The sequence below is a fragment of the Coleofasciculus sp. FACHB-542 genome, from assembly GCF_014695825.1.
In the GTDB taxonomy this organism is placed as follows: Bacteria; Cyanobacteriota; Cyanobacteriia; order Cyanobacteriales; family FACHB-T130; genus FACHB-T130.
In genome coordinates, this window is record NZ_JACJPB010000050.1 from 153,313 (window position 1) to 172,923 (window position 19,611).

21 protein-coding genes and 1 tRNA gene are annotated in these 19,611 nt (G+C 47.7%); 10 read left to right on the top strand and 12 right to left on the bottom strand.

Annotation, left to right across the window (positions count from 1 at the left end; all coding sequences use genetic code 11):
* Positions 1-135 precede the first annotated feature (135 nt).
* The gene (locus tag H6F52_RS26535; protein ID WP_190536593.1) at positions 136-2,064 is read left to right on the top strand and encodes a sugar phosphate nucleotidyltransferase; all 1,929 of its coding nucleotides are present in this window, start codon (positions 136-138) and stop codon (positions 2,062-2,064) included.
* A gap of 76 nt (positions 2,065-2,140) precedes the next feature.
* On the opposite strand, the gene purH is transcribed toward H6F52_RS26535, so the two are convergent.
* The 4 genes from purH to H6F52_RS20520 all read right to left on the bottom strand — a co-directional run bounded on the left by purH (position 2,141) and on the right by H6F52_RS20520 (position 5,297).
* Entirely contained in the window at positions 2,141-3,700 is a 1,560-nt protein-coding gene (gene purH / locus H6F52_RS20505; protein ID WP_190536594.1) for a bifunctional phosphoribosylaminoimidazolecarboxamide formyltransferase/IMP cyclohydrolase, read from the bottom strand.
* Positions 3,701-3,995: 295 nt separating this feature from the next.
* Positions 3,996-4,520, bottom strand: a complete 525-nt coding sequence (locus tag H6F52_RS20510) for a photosystem I reaction center subunit XI (protein WP_190413986.1) — start codon at positions 4,518-4,520, stop codon at positions 3,996-3,998.
* Positions 4,521-4,634: 114 nt separating this feature from the next.
* On the bottom strand, positions 4,635-4,763 hold the full coding sequence (locus H6F52_RS20515; protein WP_190413988.1) for a photosystem I reaction center subunit IX: 129 nt from the start codon (positions 4,761-4,763) through the stop codon (positions 4,635-4,637).
* Positions 4,764-4,799: 36 nt separating this feature from the next.
* The gene (locus H6F52_RS20520; RefSeq protein ID WP_190413990.1) at positions 4,800-5,297 is read right to left on the bottom strand and encodes a Photosystem I reaction center subunit III; all 498 of its coding nucleotides are present in this window, start codon (positions 5,295-5,297) and stop codon (positions 4,800-4,802) included.
* A 102-nt stretch (positions 5,298-5,399) separates the two neighbouring features.
* Here H6F52_RS20520 and tsaD point away from each other — a divergent pair, with 102 nt between their 5' ends.
* On the top strand, positions 5,400-6,452 hold the full coding sequence (gene tsaD / locus H6F52_RS20525) for a tRNA (adenosine(37)-N6)-threonylcarbamoyltransferase complex transferase subunit TsaD (protein ID WP_190536595.1): 1,053 nt from the start codon (positions 5,400-5,402) through the stop codon (positions 6,450-6,452).
* 98 nt (positions 6,453-6,550) lie between these two features.
* On the opposite strand, the gene H6F52_RS20530 is transcribed toward tsaD, so the two are convergent.
* Both H6F52_RS20530 and H6F52_RS20535 read right to left on the bottom strand, forming a co-directional pair.
* Entirely contained in the window at positions 6,551-6,922 is a 372-nt protein-coding gene (locus H6F52_RS20530) for a hypothetical protein (protein ID WP_190413995.1), read from the bottom strand.
* A gap of 202 nt (positions 6,923-7,124) precedes the next feature.
* On the bottom strand, positions 7,125-8,093 hold the full coding sequence (locus H6F52_RS20535; protein WP_190536596.1) for an alpha/beta hydrolase: 969 nt from the start codon (positions 8,091-8,093) through the stop codon (positions 7,125-7,127).
* Here H6F52_RS20535 and H6F52_RS20540 point away from each other — a divergent pair.
* The gene (locus H6F52_RS20540) at positions 8,087-8,251 is read left to right on the top strand and encodes a hypothetical protein (RefSeq protein WP_190536597.1); all 165 of its coding nucleotides are present in this window, start codon (positions 8,087-8,089) and stop codon (positions 8,249-8,251) included. The genes H6F52_RS20535 and H6F52_RS20540 overlap by 7 nt on opposite strands.
* Here H6F52_RS20540 and H6F52_RS20545 read toward each other — a convergent pair.
* A complete protein-coding gene (locus H6F52_RS20545) occupies positions 8,248-8,973 on the bottom strand; it encodes a hypothetical protein (protein WP_190414000.1) in 726 nt (241 codons plus the stop codon). The genes H6F52_RS20540 and H6F52_RS20545 overlap by 4 nt on opposite strands.
* Positions 8,974-9,902: 929 nt before the next feature.
* Here H6F52_RS20545 and H6F52_RS20550 point away from each other — a divergent pair.
* The 6 genes from H6F52_RS20550 (at position 9,903) to H6F52_RS20575 (ending at position 14,432) form a co-directional block, all read left to right on the top strand.
* Positions 9,903-10,430: a GNAT family N-acetyltransferase gene (locus H6F52_RS20550; protein ID WP_190414148.1), complete on the top strand. Its 528-nt coding sequence runs from the start codon at positions 9,903-9,905 to the stop codon at positions 10,428-10,430.
* A gap of 125 nt (positions 10,431-10,555) precedes the next feature.
* Positions 10,556-10,629: transfer RNA gene (locus H6F52_RS20555), tRNA-Pro, on the top strand.
* A gap of 510 nt (positions 10,630-11,139) precedes the next feature.
* Positions 11,140-11,913 (top strand): Tic22 family protein, encoded by a 774-nt coding sequence (locus H6F52_RS20560; RefSeq protein ID WP_190414006.1) that lies wholly within the window; start codon positions 11,140-11,142, stop codon positions 11,911-11,913.
* A gap of 106 nt (positions 11,914-12,019) precedes the next feature.
* The gene (gene prmC, locus H6F52_RS20565; RefSeq protein ID WP_190536598.1) at positions 12,020-12,922 is read left to right on the top strand and encodes a peptide chain release factor N(5)-glutamine methyltransferase; all 903 of its coding nucleotides are present in this window, start codon (positions 12,020-12,022) and stop codon (positions 12,920-12,922) included.
* Between the two features lie 42 nt (positions 12,923-12,964).
* Positions 12,965-13,552 carry an L-threonylcarbamoyladenylate synthase gene (locus tag H6F52_RS20570; RefSeq protein WP_190536599.1) on the top strand — a complete coding sequence of 196 codons (588 nt, stop codon included), beginning with the start codon at positions 12,965-12,967 and terminating at the stop codon, positions 13,550-13,552.
* A 37-nt stretch (positions 13,553-13,589) separates the two neighbouring features.
* Positions 13,590-14,432: a sensor histidine kinase gene (locus H6F52_RS20575; protein WP_190536600.1), complete on the top strand. Its 843-nt coding sequence runs from the start codon at positions 13,590-13,592 to the stop codon at positions 14,430-14,432.
* Here H6F52_RS20575 and H6F52_RS20580 read toward each other — a convergent pair.
* The 4 genes from H6F52_RS20580 to rplU all read right to left on the bottom strand — a co-directional run bounded on the left by H6F52_RS20580 (position 14,416) and on the right by rplU (position 17,162).
* Entirely contained in the window at positions 14,416-14,877 is a 462-nt protein-coding gene (locus tag H6F52_RS20580) for a GNAT family N-acetyltransferase (protein ID WP_190426452.1), read from the bottom strand. The genes H6F52_RS20575 and H6F52_RS20580 overlap by 17 nt on opposite strands.
* Positions 14,878-15,147: 270 nt before the next feature.
* Positions 15,148-16,125, bottom strand: a complete 978-nt coding sequence (hemB, locus tag H6F52_RS20585; RefSeq protein ID WP_190426450.1) for a porphobilinogen synthase — start codon at positions 16,123-16,125, stop codon at positions 15,148-15,150.
* Positions 16,126-16,361: 236 nt separating this feature from the next.
* On the bottom strand, positions 16,362-16,667 hold the full coding sequence (gene rpmA, locus H6F52_RS20590; RefSeq protein ID WP_190536601.1) for a 50S ribosomal protein L27: 306 nt from the start codon (positions 16,665-16,667) through the stop codon (positions 16,362-16,364).
* A gap of 51 nt (positions 16,668-16,718) precedes the next feature.
* A complete protein-coding gene (rplU, locus tag H6F52_RS20595) occupies positions 16,719-17,162 on the bottom strand; it encodes a 50S ribosomal protein L21 (RefSeq protein WP_190536602.1) in 444 nt (147 codons plus the stop codon).
* 277 nt (positions 17,163-17,439) lie between these two features.
* On the opposite strand from rplU, the gene H6F52_RS20600 reads away from it, so the two are divergent.
* Positions 17,440-19,437, top strand: a complete 1,998-nt coding sequence (locus tag H6F52_RS20600; protein ID WP_190536603.1) for an NACHT domain-containing protein — start codon at positions 17,440-17,442, stop codon at positions 19,435-19,437.
* 4 nt (positions 19,438-19,441) lie between these two features.
* Here H6F52_RS20600 and H6F52_RS20605 read toward each other — a convergent pair.
* Positions 19,442-19,611: transposase (locus H6F52_RS20605; protein WP_190531622.1), on the bottom strand; the 170-nt coding region annotated here is incomplete at its 5' end.

Here is a 19,611-nt window from a genome sequence, read left to right on the forward strand (position 1 = left end):
TACCCAACGGGGTGCAAAAAGCCGAATCATCGCGATAGATAAATCGCGTAGATAAAAAGAGCGATCGCTTCAACGCTTGCTCACCACCCAGAGTAGTTTATTACTAGAGGGTGCGAAGATAGCAGCATGAAATTTATGAAAATTTTTGTTCCAGGTCGCCTGTGTCTGTTTGGCGAACACAGCGATTGGGCGGGAGACTATCGCCGCATCAATCCGAATTTAGAAAAAGGCTATACGCTGATCGTCGGGACTAATCAGGGGCTTTATGCCGAGGTTAAGCCTCATCCCACTCATCTGATTTTTCACGCTTCCCTGAGTGACGGCACCCGGAAAACGCTGACTCTGCCGATGGACGCCGAGGTTTTGCTTGCCGAAGCTGAAAAAGGTGATTTCTTTAGTTATGCCGCTGGCGTTGCCTACCAATTTGTGGCTCGTTACCGAGTGGACGGACTGGAAATCGACAATTATCTGACAGATTTGCCAGTTAAGAAAGGTCTTTCCTCCAGTGCTGCGCTGTGCGTCCTCGTAGCTCGTGCTTTCAATCGCGTGTATGACTTAAAAATGACCCTCCGAGACGAAATGGAGTTGGCTTATCAGGGAGAGATTACAACGCCTTCTCGCTGCGGACGGATGGATCAAGCGTGTGCTTATGGCGATCGCCCGATCCTGATGGTTTTTGATGGCAATCGCTCGGATGTCGTCGAACTAAAAGTACCCAAAAACCTGTTCTTTGTAATTGTCGATCTCGGTGCTGGGAAAAATACCCAAGAAATACTCAGTAACTTGAATCAGTGTTATCCTTTCGCCAGTAACGAATCCCAAGAGAATGTCCAAAAATATCTTGGCTCCATCAGTTCTCAAATTACTCAAGAAGCAGTAGACGCCTTGCAAAAAGGAGATGCTGAACAAATTGGTATCTTGATGAAAAAGTCACAAATCGAATTTGACAAGCATCTGATTCCCGTCTGTCCTGAGCAATTAACAGCTCCCATCCTGCATAAAATCCTTCATTATAAACCCATTCAGCCCTACATTTGGGGAGGGAAAGGTGTTGGTTCGCAAGGGGATGGTACAGCACAATTTATCGTTAAAGACGAAGAAAGCCAGCAAAAAGTCATTGAAATTATTGAACGGGATTTTCCTCAAATGCAAGGTTTAAAGCTAACACTTCATGCACGCAAAGTTCGCAAAGCTATCATTCCAGCCGGAGGTTTCGGAACTCGTTTATTTCCAGCTACCAAGGCGGTGAAAAAGGAATTTTTCCCGATTATCGATCGAGAGGGTCGTGCCAAGCCGGTAATTCTAGCAATTGTGGAAGAAGCCATCAGCGCTGGTATAGAAGAAATCGGGATTGTAGTGCAACCAGGCGATCGCGCACTTTTTGAGGAGTTCTTTAAGGCTCCACCTCCAGGCGAACTTTTCAAGAAATTATCGCCGCAAAATCAGGAATATAGCCAGTATCTACAAGATTTAGGCAGCAAAATTACATTTTTGAATCAAGACAAACCAGAAGGCTATGGTTATGCTGTATTCTGTGCCAAAGAATGGGTGAAAGATGAGCCATTTCTGCTGATGCTGGGCGATCATGTTTACTCATCGGACACTGAAACATCATGTGCAGGTCAACTTTTAGATGCTTACAAACAAGTTAATCAAAGTGTTGTTAGTTTAACGACACTTCCAGCAGAAAGCCTTCATAAATCTGGCTGTGTTACCGGAATTTGGCAGGAATCAAACTCAATCCTTTCAGTAACTCAACTTGCAGAAAAGCCCACAATTGAGTATGCACGCCAGCATCTTCGTGTAGAGGGAATGGCAGAAGATCAATTCTTATGTATATTCGGTTTATATGTACTCACACCGAAAATATTTGAATTTCTCGAAAATAATATTCAAAACAACTTCCGGGACGAAAAAGGCGAATTTCAGTTAACATCCTGTCTCGATCAATTGCAACAGGAAGAGGGAATGACCGGATATATTGTCAACGGTAAGTGTTATGACACCGGATTGCCAGATCCCTATCGTCAGACAATGATTGATTTTAGAAATGCAGGGAAGTAGTTAAAAGGGTGAGCGATCGCCATAAAGTATTTGAACCTAGCGATCGCTACCTCCCTCTGATTCTTTCTGTGACTGCTTAATGCAAGAAGTGACGGATGCCTGTTAACACCATCACTAAACCAAGCTCATTGGCAGCCTTAATTGAATCTTGATCGCGCAGACTGCCTCCCGGCTGAACAATCGCTACAATTCCCGCCGCCGCTGCTGTCCGCACCGAGTCATCGAAGGGGAAGAAACCATCGCTGGCAAGCGTGGCACCTGAGGATTTTTCTCCAGCTTGTTCTAAGGCAATTTTGACCGAACCGACGCGATTCATTTGTCCGGCACCGACACCTAAAGTAGTGCGATCGCGTGTTACAACAATCGCGTTAGACTTGACGTGCTTACACACCTTCCAGGCAAATAATAATTCTTCAAGTTGTTCTGGCGTCGGTTGTTTGTCCGTGACGACTTGCCACTGGCTGGCGTTTTCCACCACGTCATCAGAAGCTTGGACGAGGAAACCACCGGCAATAACTTTAACTGTATTTTCTGGTCCAGCCGCCAAGTCTGGCAAAGTCAAAACCCGCACCTTAGACTTAGCCGCCAGAATTTCCTGTGCCTCTGGTTCGCATCCCGGTGCCACGACGCATTCTAAAAATGTTTTGGTGAGTGCTGTCGCTGTGGAGGCGTCAATCGGCTGATTTAGCGCCACAATCCCCCCGAAAGCCGAAACCGAATCAGCATTAAAAGCTTTTTCATAAGCCTCAGACAAGCTATTTCCCAAACCTACGCCGCAGGGATTATTGTGTTTGATAATCGTCGCTGCTGGGGTATCGGGAAACTCAGCAATAATCCGCCGCGCTGCTTCCAAATCCACTAAGTTGTTATAACTCAGTTCTTTTCCCTGAAGTTTAGTCGCCGCCGCCCATCCAGACGCAACTGCCCCAGTTTGATACCATGCGGCAGGTTGATGGGGATTTTCCCCATATCGTAGAGATTGCAACTGTTGTCCAGAAAGCTCAAATTGTGTAGGTAGGGGCGATGTATGCGCCTCTGCCTCTACAGGGGATTGATGAGTAAGATAGGTTGCGATCGCCCTGTCATACCCCGCCGTATGCTCAAAAGCCTCTCGTGCCCTAGCCAGACGGAACTCAAAGGACACCTCCCCGCCCTGTTGCTGCAATTCCTGCAAGTAGGCATCGTACTGGGCTGGGTTAGACAAAACTGTTAGATGTTGGAAGTTTTTTGCAGAAGCCCTTATCATCGCCGGGCCACCAATGTCAATCTGCTCAATCGCTTCCGGCAACGTTACTCCCTCTTTCGCAATCGTCTGCTCAAAAGGATAAAGATTCACTACCACTAAATCAATCGGGCGAATTTGGTTCGCCTCCAAATCTGCCAAATCTTGGGGCACATCCCGACGCGCCAAAATGCCGCCATGAATCCGGGGATGCAGGGTTTTGACTCTCCCCCCCAAAATCTCCGGAGAACCCGTGTAATCCGAAACTTTTGTCACGGGTAGCCCAGCATCTTTAAGGGCGTTAGCCGTTCCACCACTGCTGATTAAATCAAACTCAAATTTTTCAACCAACTGACGGGCAAAGTCGATTAGCCCAGTTTTATCAGATACACTCAGCAGTGCTAGACGCGCCATAACTTCTAAAGTCCCTCTTTTTCCATTACTTAGGATAAATGCGATCGCCCTCATGCACAAACAGAGAACCCTGCCCTCACGGCATGGGCAGGGTTCTTGATTCAAAACAAAGTGAGGAGTTTAAGATAACCGCTTGCCTGGTGGCAAGAAAACGGTTGGTCAGTGGTTTGCCTCAGCCACGACGCCACGCATTTCTGGTTAAACAGATGGGTGGACGCGCAGTGGTAAGCCACTCGTACCGAACGCTAGAAGACTTGTATAACAGATGTTTCCAAGCTAGCGATCGCTACTGCTACTACCCAATTTTGAACAGACCTTGAAGCAGTTCCAAATTGGAAATCAGCAGGTAGGCGATTCCCGCACCACCAACTCCACCAATCAGAAAATTACTCGCAAACTCGTTCCAGCCTTCCTGACTATTGAGGGCGTCTGGAGGACGGGGCGTGGTAATCGTTTTAGTGGGGTTGGGGGGATTGCTAGAAGCGTAGAGGGATAGCCCAATCGTCAAAATGATAATCAAGCCAACCGTTGACAGCAAACCTGCCAGGTTCGCGACATCTGTATCGCGCAGAGGACCCAGTTTGGCGAAGGGACCAATCAACCAATAACCATGAGCCATACCAATTTCTAATGCTCGGCGTCCGGGTGACAGCCCTTTGCGATAGGCTGGCAAGTTATTGATGTAAGCCTCTGTGAAACCGGAAGAATTAATCGGCGTTGCTAAATTGCCAATTTGCGGATCGCCAGCTTCATGGACAACTTCCCGATTTCTGGGGTCGTTACGACGATCTTTCGAGTCGCTTATTGCTTGCACTTGCATAATTTCTTCACCTTTTGATGAGCTAGTGCCACTAATTATCGTTGGGTTAAAACTGGAGATGCTTCTATCGTTTGATACAGCATTTTTTAACCAGTCTTGAAAATCCTGCGATCTTTACGGCATTGGATGGAAAAGCAGGTCGGGGAAAATGTAGATAAAGACAGCCAAGAGACTAGCCTGAAGGGATAGCCACACAATAGCCAGAACCGGAGCTAGGGAAAGATACTTGAGGAAATACTGCATGAATCATTCTCCAAAACAGTCAATAATTCAACGTAACTAGCGAATTGAGACAGGAATCTCATCTTCTTTTGCAGTCAATTCACCCGTGAGCAATTCTTTGACTGCTGCCAAAGGCCAAGTGAAGCCACTTAGCATAAAACCAACAGCCCGGGGAACATCCAGTTGGATTTCTTTATACTCTGGGTTTGCCTCTTTTTTCACCGATTGAATATAGGCACGACCAACCCAACCAATCCAACCCGCAATATACAGGAACAGAATGCTGGGAATGATAAAGTCACCGGCACGATCCAGGCGACCATCTACAACCAAGTGGGGTAAACCCTCTGGGCCACACATTGCCTGAGAATAACGTTCAAAACGCTTGCGTCCTGAATCGGGGTCGAAGTTGGTATTGCGGGCGGTTGCAGCACGTTGCTGAAAAGCCTTGGACTGGCTGCATGGCACCAGACCTGATACGTTATCAGCCGATGCCGTTGGGGCAACGCTAAACCAAATACAAAGGGCAAAAATCAAAGCCAACAATCGTTTCATGGGATTGTTTCCTTTTGTTACAAAACGAAAACTTTTATGTACAAAACAAGGTCATTGTTTGTACGGAAGCAATCATGTATCGATATATTAAAGTACCAGTGAATGTCAACAGTATTAGCGATTGAAACAAGTTGTGACGAAACGGCGGTAGCGATCGTAAAGAATCGTCAAATTTGCAGTAGCATCGTCGCCTCACAAATCCCTGTTCATCGGCAGTATGGCGGGGTTGTGCCAGAAATTGCTTCCCGTCAACACGTCGAAATAATTAACAATTGTTTAGACAAAGCACTCGAAGAAGCGCAGATGGAGTGGGCGTCAATTGATGGTATTGCGGCAACCTGCGCCCCTGGTTTGGTGGGGGCATTGTTGGTGGGGCTGACGGCTGCCAAAACTCTTGCGATTGTCCATCGGAAACCGTTTGTCGGAGTCCATCATCTGGAAGGCCACATATACGCTACTTATTTGAGCGAACCTTCTTTACAGCCGCCTTTTTTATGTCTGCTGGTTTCGGGCGGACACACCAGCTTGATTTATGTAAAAGATTGTGGTGTGTACGAGACACTAGGAGAAACCCGCGATGATGCCGCTGGTGAAGCCTTCGATAAGGTGGCGCGGTTGTTAAATCTGGGTTATCCGGGTGGGCCGGTGATTGACCAACTCGCCCAAGCGGGGAATCCGCAAGCCTATCCTTTGCCGGAAGGGAATGTCGGGGTGCCAGGGGGCGGCTATCATCCCTATGACTCTAGTTTTAGTGGCTTAAAAACAGCTGTGCTGAGACTGGTGCAAAAGTTGCAGCAGGAAGCGTCTCCGTCGCTGCCGGTGAATGACATTGCGGCAAGTTTCCAAGAAAGCGTAGCGCGAAGTCTGACGCGAAGGGCGATCGCCTGCGCCCTCGACTACGGTCTTGATACCATTGCCATCGGTGGCGGTGTCGCCGCCAACAGTGGGCTGAGAAAACACCTGCAAGTCGCTACTGCACAGCGAAACCTGCGGGTGCTGTTCCCCCCGCTAAAATTCTGCACTGACAACGCCGCCATGATTGCCTGTGCTGCCGCCGATCATTTGAATCGGGGTCATACTTCCCGATTGACTTTGGGCGTTCAGTCCCGGCTGCCAATTACTGATGTTATGCAGCTTTACCAAACTTCACAGTAGAAGTTTGCATCCAGTTTTGAGGCGCGAGGATGCAATATTTTTCAGACAAAGCGATCGCGCAATTTCTAAACAGACCTTAAATCAGTCGATTCTCTCGATCATTTTGATGAGTAAGGATGCAATACTTTGGATAGCGCGATCGCCCGGTTTCTGTCTGAAAGCTGCTGCAAATTCAGCTGATTATTCTCATCTAAAAGATTTTCTTTCTGCAAAAGCTCATAAATTGTTAAAGACAGCAGCATTTCTACCTGATTCGCCCGACTGCTGAGCCAATGATGAGTCTCTGCATCCGAGGGAAAGCGCTCAATACACTCATTTGTGTAACGGCGAAACTCTCTGACATCATTTAAAAGCCGAACCAAATAACTAGGACACTCGCAAGCAATTACATCGGCTGCCTCGCAGATAGCCAGCAGATGTTCGTCAGTCAACTCCGAAGAAATTTGAATAGTCTGTTTTGGATCGATCATAATTTCAGCACAAGTATCAGGAAAGCCTTAGATTCATCAGTTGATTGTTCCCTTGCCACTCAGACTAATTACTACTCTTCTGGGATCGCTCATCGCGATCGCAGTCAAAATCTAAGAAGCGAAAATCAATATCGTTTTTTAGCAGGCACCCCTTTAATCTTAATAAAATTTAAAGATTTATGGTGCAAACAAAACATCTACCTTAAGCGAAGTTGCTAGAATCCGGACAATTAGCTATAATTTTGCGAATTTCGGTAGCAACTGCCTCTGGCTGCTCCACCATCGATAGATGTCCGCAGTCCGGAATTTCCATCACGTTCTCACCACAACCCTGAAATAACGGGTGAAAGCTTGCTAAGTGGCGCACATACTTCGGTTCCATCACCCTATCTTTAGCACCGGCAATAAAATAAACCGGCTGCTTCAGCCGTGACACCACCTGCGGTAAGCGGTTGACCTCCGCTTCCGTCGTCGAATCCAGTAAAGTTCCCAGCGCTGCTTCTGGATGAGCCGTAATAAAATCAATCAGCCGCTGACGTCCCCAGCACCGAGCAATTGGACGCGCCACTTGCGCCCGCGTAAAAGGCAAATCAATTCCCGGCACATAACACAGCCAATGGGGACGCCGTTTCAGAAGCTGCTGACCCGCAGCCCGAAATCGCTCGAAGGCCTCCTTCAGATAAATGCCACCTCCAGCATTAATGCAGACGACCCCCTTAACAGAATCAGGTTGCTGGTCTGCCGCCCAAAGGGCAATGCTGCCACCCAACGAATGACCAATCAGCCAAGCACTAGAAATATTCAGCTTCTGCAACAAAATACCGACTTCTTTGGCATAAGCAGCTGGAGTGTAATTCGAGAGGCTCAATGTAAGAGGCTCTGAAGAGCGAAGAAAGTTCTCCTCTTGCTGACTCTCGCCGACGATTTGCCGACTCTGCACCGACATTTCTTGACGGGTGAACCCATAATTATCCAGAGGCTGAGAATCACCAAACCCCCGCAAGTCGTAAGACAAACACTGATAATCTGGTGCTATCTGCTCAATCAGGGGTTGCCAGTACCGACGGCTGAGGAGCCAGCCGTGGATAAAGACTAAAACAGGGGTAGATGATGCAATGGGAGGCGTCAAATCGTAGGTGTGCCGAACTCCCAGGATTTCGATAGTTGCCATATTTTGATCCTATCCCGAAGTTCTACCAGATTGGTGAACAAGTCATTGTTATTGGTCATGGGCTACCCCTGCCTTACGAAACGTCTGCTTGTCGGCGCGATCGCTTCGAGAAGCGTAAAGTAGGACTATTGGACAAAAGACGAATGGCTAAACATTAAAATCTGCGCCCTAGCAATCGCTGACGCACGCTTTCAGCAATTTTTTGACCTAAATATTCCGGAATCACACTTTCGTTCGGTCCCAACAAGTAAAGAATCAAGCGGGTGCGTCCTCGCCAGACTAGCAAATTGGCATTGACCACCAGCAAATCCTCTTGCCAGATAGCGTACATCACCTTATAAAACAGACCCGGTTGGTTATCCGCCTCAATTAACAGCGCCGGAAGATGGAAAACAGGGTCTACATAAAATTCCGTTTCTACCTGCTCCAAACCGGCATCCAGATTAAATTCCACTGCCAGCATCTCTTCTACTTCAAAGCGCCCAGCCAAAGCTTCCCGAATGGCGCGACAGACATTTTCCGAGGTTTTGTCTGTCAGTGCTTTGCTGCCACGAGACACCACCAGTTTGATGAAAACTAGCATCGGAGGAGCGATTTGACCATATAGACTGAGACTGTGAATGGTCAGCCCGTATGCAGCCAGAACCCCAAAAATATCACTTAGCAGAAAAGATTGGTTGCGGTAAGCAAAATGTAGGGCGCTTTTATTGCCTTCGGGTTTCAGCTCAATAACCGCTCTGGTGGTTTTATAGAGCCGATAGGCAAGCCTCAAGTTTTGTAGCTGAATCTCACTGCTGACAAACTGCTCGTAGAACTGAGGAAACGCCCGATTAAAGCGCTTCAGAAGTTCTAGTGTGGATGATTTCAAACCCGTGGCCATATATAGGGCTAAGACTCGCTTGCCAGGTTAAAAGCATTTTGGGAGATAGAGCCAAGTGCCCTTCGCCAAAGAACCTTCTCTTATGGTTAATCTCTCACAAATTTTCCTAAAAAAATTATCCACTCGATACCAACTCCCGGTGGAGTTGAGTAGATTGGTGCAAATAAAGATAACTGGTGCAAGTTCTCCCTTGCCCCTTAGTAAAATAACTCAACATTCGTCGTATCATGACTAGCTGCCCGTACATGATTTTCTTTGTTTTTGCTCACCTGTGCCAACGCGATGTGGCATCCAGGAAGTAACCAGTCAAACGCTGCCTCTGTTTCTCAGTTCTTGTGTTGCTCTTGTCTCCAGTCATAAGCCAAAAACTTGTGCCGAGCTGCACGATGGCTTGGCGAGACGGTAGCTTCTCCCGACCGACAATTCAAGGAAATCGGGATTGCTGTGGAGCTGCGGAGTATTAACCCGTAGAATTCAGTCTAACTAATGTATTGCCAGTATTGCCGAATGCGCCCTAAACCACACAATGCCGCACCCGCTCCAGATCGGGGAGTGCGTGTAATGGTTTAAAAGGTAGCGCAATTGTGTTATCATTTTTTTCGTGATGTTTGGGCTAGATTCGTTGAAATAAGAGGGATGGAGATACTGAGACTGTATCACTCTCCAAGAGTGTACGTGACTCCCCCGCGTCAATTGATTGCACGAGATTGATTCGTTCCTCAGATTGCTTCGTTTCTCGCAACCGAACACCGGAAGTAAATCCTGTAGAGATTAGATATTTGGTACTTGCAGGGAAACCTGAAAGTGTTGGAATTGGTCTCTTCGATCAGGAAGTCTCAGATCGCGTGTTAGCACGCGGTGCGAAGCACGGTTGGGAATTCCCCAGACTGCTGGGAACTGGAGAATGTAAATACCTTAACCACACCTGCATGGGTTTTTGGAAAAGCTTGTTTAGCGGTTCTGATGGTAGCACTGCGTCGAAGCCGACGCTGGGGGAGGGGGATGTTGTAGAAGGTACAGGCGATCGCACGGGCAGTGGCTCTCGGATATTTTTCAGCACCGAACGCGACATTGACCTTTATGAACTCGAAGAACTCTGCGATGCGGTCGGGTGGTCCCGGCGTCCGCTACGCAAGGTCAAGAAAGCAATCGAACATAGTTTTTTGGTAGTTTCGATGTGGGAAGTGCGAGGAACCCAGCGACGGCTGGTAGGCTTTTCCCGCGCAACTTCCGATCATGCTTTCAATGCCACCATTTGGGATGTGGTAGTTCACCCGGATTTTCAAGGGAAAGGACTGGGGAAGGCGTTGATGAAGTACGCGATCAAGAAGCTACGCAGTGAAGACATTAGCAACATTACTCTGTTCGCTGACCCCCAGGTGGTGGATTTTTACCGGGGACTAAATTTTATTGCCGACCCGGAAGGAATTAAAGGGATGTTTTGGTATCCAGATTAGTTTGTAAATTCTTTACTCCAAATATCGGCTAAATAAGCTATAATAACCAGAGGTCACTGGCAGGCGTGTCAGGGGAATTAAACACCCAAGACCCGATTGGCTATCAGCCGATCGCTGAATTTCACCGGGATGTAGCGCAGCTTGGTAGCGCGCCTGCTTTGGGAGCAGGATGCCGCAGGTTCAAATCCTGTCATCCCGATTTTTAGTAGTAAAAAGAGTTAGCCCCAAACCTGCCAAGGTTAGAGGGAATCTCAATAATTTTCGGGTGTGATGTCTGACACCCTGCTGAAATTCCCTTGAGGACTTCGGGAGGTGATTCATACAGATTTTTCCCTAGTAAATTGGGAGATAAGTTGGCTGACGATTGCCTGGAACTCATCCTAATCTTACATAGTCATAGAGGGTTACAATTCGCGATTCATTCCCTCAGTAATTTGGGAATTCCATTTCCGAGTATGCAGCATTGAGAATGAATAAATAGCGAGTTCAGGCATCAAATTGACCTTTGGTGCCAGGAATTAGGACATGGGGAGTTAAACAGTTCAAAAATGACAGTCGCAACAAAACAGTAGAATCGATAAAGTTTAGTTGGAAATAAACTTAGACCCATTCATTCGGGTACTGCTAGAGCGAAGAAACATTATCGCCTTGTCTCGACTCTATTATTGGTAAGGCGGGGTATTCAACGAAAAATTTTGAGGGAATTGTAATGAGATCATTAGTTCGATTGAGCGCAACACTGGGTTTAGTGGGAAGTGTTGTACTGGGAGCGCTGCCCGGTTTGGAAACGCTGCGGGCACTGGCATTGCCAGAACAACAGGTTCTAGAAAAGTTGCAAGCTGTGCCCGTGTTTACGATCACCGATCCTCAAGGTTCTCCATTAGTTGCTTCAGTGAATGAGGGGCAAAAGAAGACCGCAGTGGCAGGTGTTTTTATCAGCCAGCAAGATGCCCAAACATTTATCGAACGGTTGAAGAAACAAAATGCTCAACTAGCAAGTACAGTGAAGGTGGTACCCGTATCGCTGGGAGACGTTTACAAATTGGATCAAGCGAATGCAGCCAAGCCAGATGGTCTGGATTTTGCTTTCGTACCCACCCAGCAGCAGGTAGATTCAGCAAAAGCCATCCTGAGCCAAAGCGGCAAACCCGTGCAAAATTTTGATGGGGTTCCGTTGTTTGTGGCAAGAGGTGGAAAGGATAAGGGGTATTTGACCCTACAACGAGACAATAAACCCATCATTCCTTTCTTCTTTAGCAAAGAAGAATTACAGAGTATGCTGGATCGATTCAAACAGCAACAGCCAGCTCTGGCATCTACGGTGGAAATTCAGGTGGTGAATCTGGAGGGTGTAATTGAAACTTTACGCACCAGCAATAATCAGCAGCTGAACAACATTGTACTGGTTCCACCCAAAGCGTCAGTGGACTTTGTGCGATCGCGTGGTCCTGCCCCTGCGAATTCTCAGCAACAACGTCGCTAAAGCAGTAAATAGACAAAAGAATCAAAGATAAAAGATAAAGTATGAAGGATAAACTTCATACTTTATCTTTTATCTTTTTTCCTTGATTCTGGCGTTTTCCTTGGGTATGGTTTCAGGTATAGAACTTTGGAAGTGGCGCAACTGGGCGCGGGATGCTGCCAAATCCGCGGACGTTGACCCAACAGAAGTAGACTGGTTGCTGCGAGAAGTCGCCGCTCTAGATCGGTTGGCGCTGCGGTTGGAGTCTTTCAAAGACAAAACCCAGATAAAATTACCGATGCCGTTGCCGGAGTTAACCCAGATGTGGCAACGGCGTCTGGATGAGCGGTTGCCAGTTCAGTACCTGGCTGGTATTGCTCCCTGGCGTCATTTTTCTCTGTTTGTTTCACCAGCAGTATTGATTCCGCGACCGGAAACAGAATATTTGATTGATTTGGCGGTTGCCGCTGCGGCTCCGGGCGGAGCCTCGCCGCCTTTACAGCAAGGACATTGGGCAGATTTAGGAACTGGCAGTGGCGCGATCGCTCTCGGACTCGCAGATACCTTTCCATCTGCCACTCTCCACGCGGTTGATTATAGTCCGGCTGCTCTAGCGATCGCCCAACAGAATGCCCAGCGACTGGGTTTAGCGGCTCGCATTCAGTTTTACCAAGGTTCTTGGTGGCAGCCATTGTCCGCCCTAAAAGGTCAGCTCAGCGGCATGGTATCAAACCCACCTTATATTCCCAGTCATTTGCTGCCTTCCCTGCAACCGGAAGTAGCGAAACACGAACCACACCTCGCCCTCGACGGCGGCACCGATGGCTTAGATTGCATCCGCCACTTGGTAGAAACAGCGCCAGACTATCTGCGACCGGGCGGTATTTGGTTGATTGAGATGATGGCGGGACAAGCCGATACAGTTGCTCAACTGTTGCAAGATCGAGGCAGTTTCTGCAAAATTCAAATTCACGCCGATTTAGCTGGGATTGAACGCTTTGCCTTAGCCTATCGGAAACCCGATGAGTGATGAATTTGAGGGGATTTATTCAAAACTCAAAACTCTAAAAAAATGACACAAGTTTCAATGGCAGCCTTGATAGAAGGCGCTCGTTCTGGGAGTTTGGTTAGCTTTCCCACCGATACTGTACCAGCACTGGCAGTGCAGCCGGATCGGTCGGAGTTAATTTTTGCAGCAAAGCAGCGGCGGCAAGATAAACCGCTGATTTTAATGGGCGCAAACGCTTTAGATTTGTGGGATTTTGTCAAGGGAAGTCCAGCTGAATGGCAGATTTGGCAACAAGTTGCTGACCAATACTGGCCTGGTGCTTTGACTTTAGTGTTGCCAGCCTCAGCGTGCGTTCCTAAAGCGATGAATCCATCTGACCCGACCACGATTGGGTTGCGAGTGCCGAATTCTGGCGTCGCGCTCTCAATTTTGTCGCAAACTGGCCCTTTAGCAACCACCAGCGCTAACCGTTCGGGGGAGCCACCTTTGGAAACGATGGCAGAAATCGCAGCGCAGTTTCCCGATGTCCTGACGCTATTCCCTTCGGAATCAGAAACAACGCTGACGGCTGGTGTTCCTTCCACCGTCGCAAAATGGACGGGCAGCGGCTGGGAAATCTTGCGGCAAGGAGCGGTTAAATTGGTAGTTTAATCGACTTAGCTAATCAGCAAAACTGGTAATTATATTTATGCCCCAAGACGCGAATCCGGACGTGACAACCATCCTGGAGGAACTTAAGCAAACCCAGATGGCGTACCACATGGCAACAGAAATGAGCCAGTTTAAAGCTGGATTTTTGGCGCGAACTTCTCATGAATTGCGATCGCCCCTCAACAGTTTGATTGGCTTGCATCAGTTGATTTTGTCTGATTTGTGTGACAACCCAGAAGAAGAACGAGAGTTTATTGCTCAGGCTCACGCCTCCGCGCTGAAGCTGATGCAGCTCATAGACGAAATTATCGCCGTTGCCAAAACTCAACACGGCACCAGTCGGATAGAGATTCAACCGATTGAGCTTGCCAAGGTTCTAGAGGAAGTCTACAACTTGACTCACCTGCAAGCAGCGAATCGGAGTATCCGCCTTGAGGTATCGCCACCCGATCGAGAGATTTACGTTCTGGCAGATCCGCGACGATTGCAGCAGGTGCTGCTAAATCTGGTCGATACCGCGATCGCTCGCATGGACGAAGGCAACATTCGGGTTTGGGTGCCCCCCTCACCAGCGCCTGGGCACATCCACATCTGGATTGATGCCGAGTGCCCCGTTAGCGTCTGGACCGAGCCAGTCGATTTGCTCAAAGAGCAAAAGACACAGGAGCTGGTAGGGGCACCCAGCAAAGGAGCACCCCGACAAATGCCACAGCTATCCGAGGGGATGAACTTACTGATTGCTCAAACCCTCATCGAAGTGATGCAGGGACGCCTGGAAGTAGTGGCAGCGCAACCAGCAGACGCCGCTGATCCTTCAGGCGGAGAGAATCTTACCCGGCTTCAGTTTTCTCTTCCCCTAGTGCCTATTGAGACGACATAACCTGGGTAGGCAGAGGCTCGGTTAGGGGCTGGTTGTTATACAGCACCATCGTCGTACTGGGGTTGCTACATTCAAAACCGATGCGCGTGTAAAAGCCCTGTTGATAAGTCGTCATCAGGTAGACCCGCTCTACCCGACTGACACGAGGATGGCTCAAGACTGTTTCCACCAACTTGCGTCCGAGTCCTGCGCCTTGGTATGCCGGATGTACGACCACATCCCAGATAGTGGCACGGTAAACGCCATCGGAAGTCGCTCTGGCAAATCCAATCAGCTTGTTTTCGTCCCAGACGCTAATCACGGGTTCGCTATTGGCGATCGCAATTTTTAAATCTTCAATTTGCCGGTTCTGTGCCCAGAAGGCAGCTAAGTGAAACAGCTCTTGCAGTTGTTGAAAGTCGATTTGTGATTTACGGTCACAAAATTGAATATGACTGCAATCCATCGTCATCAATAATTTAGAGTCTCGTACTGGCTCATTCTACTCATCAACACACTGGGGATTGGTGTTCAATTGCACCGAATTTCTGTAATTTGCCGCTTTTTTAGCGAAATCTACCGTTTAGCTTACTCATATCCAACCCTAAATCTGTACCGCCAGATGGATTCCTTTTGAACATAAGTAGCTAACTAAGAATGCTGGATGAAATGCGAAGGATGAAAATGCCTAGTTCTAGGCGAATCTGTTGTTTTTTTCATCCTTCACCCTGACTTCCTACAACCAACGGGCGGCATCTTTGGCGTGGTAGGTAAGAATCAAATCGGCTCCAGCTCGCTTGAAGCTGGTTAAAGTTTCCATCACGACTCGCTGTTCGTCAATCCAGCCATTGAGGGCGGCGGCTTTCACCATCGCATATTCGCCGGAGACATTGTAAGCGGCTACCGGCAAGTTGCTGGCTTCTTTCACCCGCCAAATGATGTCCATATAGGCAAGTGCCGGTTTCACCATCAGCATATCCGCCCCTTCTGCAATATCGAGTTCGATTTCTTTGAGGGCTTCGCGGGCATTACCGGGGTCCATCTGGTAAGTTCTGCGATCGCCAAACTGCGGTGTTGAATCAGCCGCATCGCGGAAAGGGCCATAATAAGCCGAAGCATATTTGGCAGCGTAAGAAAGAATCGGTGTATCGTGGAATCCCGCTGCATCCAATCCTTCCCGAATCGCCTGCACAAAACCGTCCATCATCCCAGATGGAGCGATAATATCAGCGCCAGCCTTAGCTTGAGAGACTGCTGTTTTCTTGAGCAATTCCAGCGTTGGGTCATTCAATACCCGTCCCGTCAAGTCGCCCACTTCCAAATAACCACAGTGACCGTGACTGGTATATTCGCACAAGCAAGTATCGGCAATGACCACTAAATCCGGCACCGCTTCTTTCACTGCGGTGGCAGCTTTTTGGACAATTCCGCAATCGTGCCACGCACCTGTAGCATCTACATCCTTATCTGCGGGAATGCCAAAAAGAATGATCGCGGGAATGCCGAGGTCATAGACTTCTTTTGCCTCTTCCACAATTTTGTCTACCGACAGTTGGTAGACCCCTGGCATCGATTTCACTTCCTTAGCAATGCCCTCTCCCGGTACAGCAAACAGAGGGTAGATTAGGTCACTCGTGGCAAGAACCGTTTCACGCACCATCCGGCGCAGCTGGGTTGAGGTACGAAGGCGGCGAGGGCGATGAATGGGAAACATGGCGTTAGTGTAGTGAATAGTTGTTAGTAACTAAAGCGGTCTAAAAAAGTAACAATTTGTCACATTGAGCCAAGCAAAATATTGAGATGAAATTTTTCGCTGGCACTCAGAATCACATATTACGTTTATTTTGACCAACCAGCGCGATCGCTGATAAAAAAATGCCGAATAAAAAGAGGGGCAATTTATAAATTGCCCCTCCTTTCTTAATCTATCCAACTACTAGGTCTGGATACTTATACCTGAGCCGGAACGGGTGCATTCTCAGGGGATGCTTCTGCCACCGCTGGCACAGCGTAAACGCTTACCTTCTTGCGGGTTCTGTCCTTCCGTTCAAAGGTCACGATGCCATCAATGAGGGCAAACAAGGTATAGTCTTTGCCCACACCGACATTATTGCCAGGGTGAAACGAAGTTCCCCGCTGACGCACCAAAATACTGCCTGCTCTCACGGTCTGACCGCCGAAACGCTTGACGCCTAAGCGTTGAGCATTAGAATCACGACCGTTGCGAGTACTACCTGTACCTTTCTTATGAGCCATAATTTCCTCACTTGTCCTTACTACTTACTATTCTGCTGTAGTCTCAGCGATTTACTCGGTCGCAGCGCTCTCGGTATCTGTCTCATCAACAACCACCGTTGCCACAGCTTCTTGAGCTTCTTCTGATTCGTCAGCGGCGGCGGTTTGGGAAGCCTGTTGTTCGGAAGCCACCACTGAGCCATTGATGCTGATGGAGTTAATCATCAGCTGGGTGATTTCCTGGCGATGTCCTTTCTTGCGGCGGGTTTTCTTTTTGGGCTTCATCTTGTAGACGATGACCTTCTTCCCACGCCGGTGTCTCATCACCGTGCATTCTACCGTCGCCCCTTCGATGAAAGGTTGACCGATGGTCACATCGCCGTCGTTCTGAACGAACAAAACCTTATCAATGGTAACTTGGGTGTCTGGTTCTGAGGGAAGCAGTTCGATGTCGTAAAAGCGACCTGGTTCGACTCTCAGCTGTTTGCCGCCAGTTTCAATAATTGCGTAACTCATGGGATAGTCCTAGGGGTTGCCGTACAGGTAGCTGAATAGGTGATTGTCAGTTGTCTTTTGTCTTTAGATTCAGTCTTTAGATTCGCTTCTATAGACCCATGACTAATGACTTCTTGACCAATGACCAATCAGCTTTTGGAATGTCTCAACCTGATCCGAGCAGGAATAGACAGACAATCTTTCATCATCCATGATTACCTGGAACTGTGTCAAGTAAGCGATCGCTCTTTCTCCAAAAAATATGAGAAATACCCGACTGAGGGCAGATGCTTAATCGTTGAGTTATCTTCGACTCATCAGCACGGAGAGTAGCGATCGCATGACGAACCTCAAAGAGATTTGGCAGTTTTTTAACACTGATATTCGGGAACTAGGGAAACCCGGAGATGTCGCTGAGACAGGGACAGAGATTACTAAATTCGCGCTGGAATTCGGACTAGCTTTAGGTTTGTTCTCTGCAATTGCGGGTTCTGCGGGAATTCCTATTGCTATAGCAGGGCTATCAGGGACGAAACTAGCGATACAAGGCGTGAGGCTGTACCGCAAAAAGACGAATCAAGAGCCATCCCTAGAGGAATGGGTAGCGATCGCATCTCCCCTGGCTTATCTAGAAAGCTTTAATGAATTAGTGCAAAGTAATGACTTATTACAGCAAGTCAATTTACAGCCAGCTAATTTACAGCTAGCAAGTGCAACGCCTACCACAAATATCGCTCAACAGCAAAACGCAAAACTGGGAGAATTTCAACTAGATGAACATCTCGCTAGGAATGTTCTCACCTGCTTCCACGAATCGGAATTAGCCCAAGTTTTAAATCAAGTATTGTCGAACCAACTGCAACAAGCAGGAATAAATAAGCAGGAAGCTGAGATTTTAACAGCTTGGGTTGCTTGGAAGACTCATCAACATCTGAAAAAAGCTTTAGAAGATGCTGAGGATTCTGTCAGACAACGGGCGGAATTATATTTAGCTGGCAGGCGACAAGAATCGGACAAATACTATAGTATCAATACTTATTTAGATGAGCAGATTTCTTCAAAGCCGCTAGAGACAGTATTTGCTGAAAGCTTCACTTTCAAAGATATTTACGTGCCGCTGAAAGCAAGTCCAGTAAATGCAAATGGTGAGGTTAATAAAAATGCGACCCCATTTGAGGTCGAAAGCTGGGCAAAGGAGATACTAGCAGATGCCCAGAAACAAGACAAGGTGATGTTTATCCAAGGGGGGCCGGGAAGAGGTAAAAGTGTTTTTTGTCGGATGTTTGCTGACTGGGTGCGGCAGCATTTGCATCCAGTTTGGACACCAATCTTGATTCGGTTGCGAGATATCAGGACATTTGAAAAGAGTTTTGAAAAAACTTTGCAAGCAGCAATCGGTTGTGATTTTTCCACAAACGATGATGGCTGGTTAACCGATAGAAATACCCGATTTTTGTTTTTGCTAGATGGATTTGACGAATTAGTGATGGAGAGAGGAACTAGCCAGGAATTAAAGGATTTTCTCTGGCAAGTAGAGGATTTTCAAGGTAGCTGCAAGCGAAATTCTGAAAAAGGGCATCGGGTTATTATTACAGGCAGACCTTTAGCACTACAAGGTATCGAAGGGAGAATGCCTCCCAACTTGAAACGAGTGGAACTGCTGCTGATGGATGACGAACTCCAGCAGCAGTGGTTTACTAAATGGGAAACTCAAGTTGGAGGGCATAAAACTTCCGCATTTCAGCAATTTTTGCAAGATAAACGCTGTCCAGATCGGGTGCGGGAATTAGCAAAAGAACCGCTATTGCTATATCTATTGGCGGCGATGCACCGAGATGGCAAATTGACGGTGGAAATGTTTGAGGGTGCTAGCGGTGTCGGGGCAAAAATTCTGATTTACGAGCAATCTTTAGAGTGGGTACTGACGGAACAACGTCCAGAATGGCTAAACAGAAAACTAACCGGACAGGAAACCGAAGGACTGCGACGGATATTGGCAGAGGCAGGGCTGTGCGTCGTCCAGTCGGGCGGTGAATGTGCCTCGGTGAAAACAATCGAGGCACGCTTGAAGGGCGATGATAGTGCAATCGAGTTGATTCAGCAAGCTAGGGAACGACACGGCGAGGATGCGCTGAAAAATGCTTTGGCGGCTTTTTATCTCCAGCCTGCGACGGACGATAAGGGCGGTTCGGTGGAGTTTGCCCACAAGAGTTTTGGGGAATTTTTGTGTGCGGAACGGCTCAAAGAAAGTATAGAAGATTGGACTCGACCGGGAATTAAGCGGCAGGAGTTTTAAGTGCTTAAGCAAAATTAATTACATATTCGGTCCCGACTTTTTTTAGCACATTTTTGACATCCTTTACTAAACTTTTCCAGTCCCGATAAGCCTCTATCTCTATCCATTCATATTTCATAAACTTCCATAAGATTTCAATTAAGTTGAGTTCGGGTGAATAAGGGGGGAGCCAAA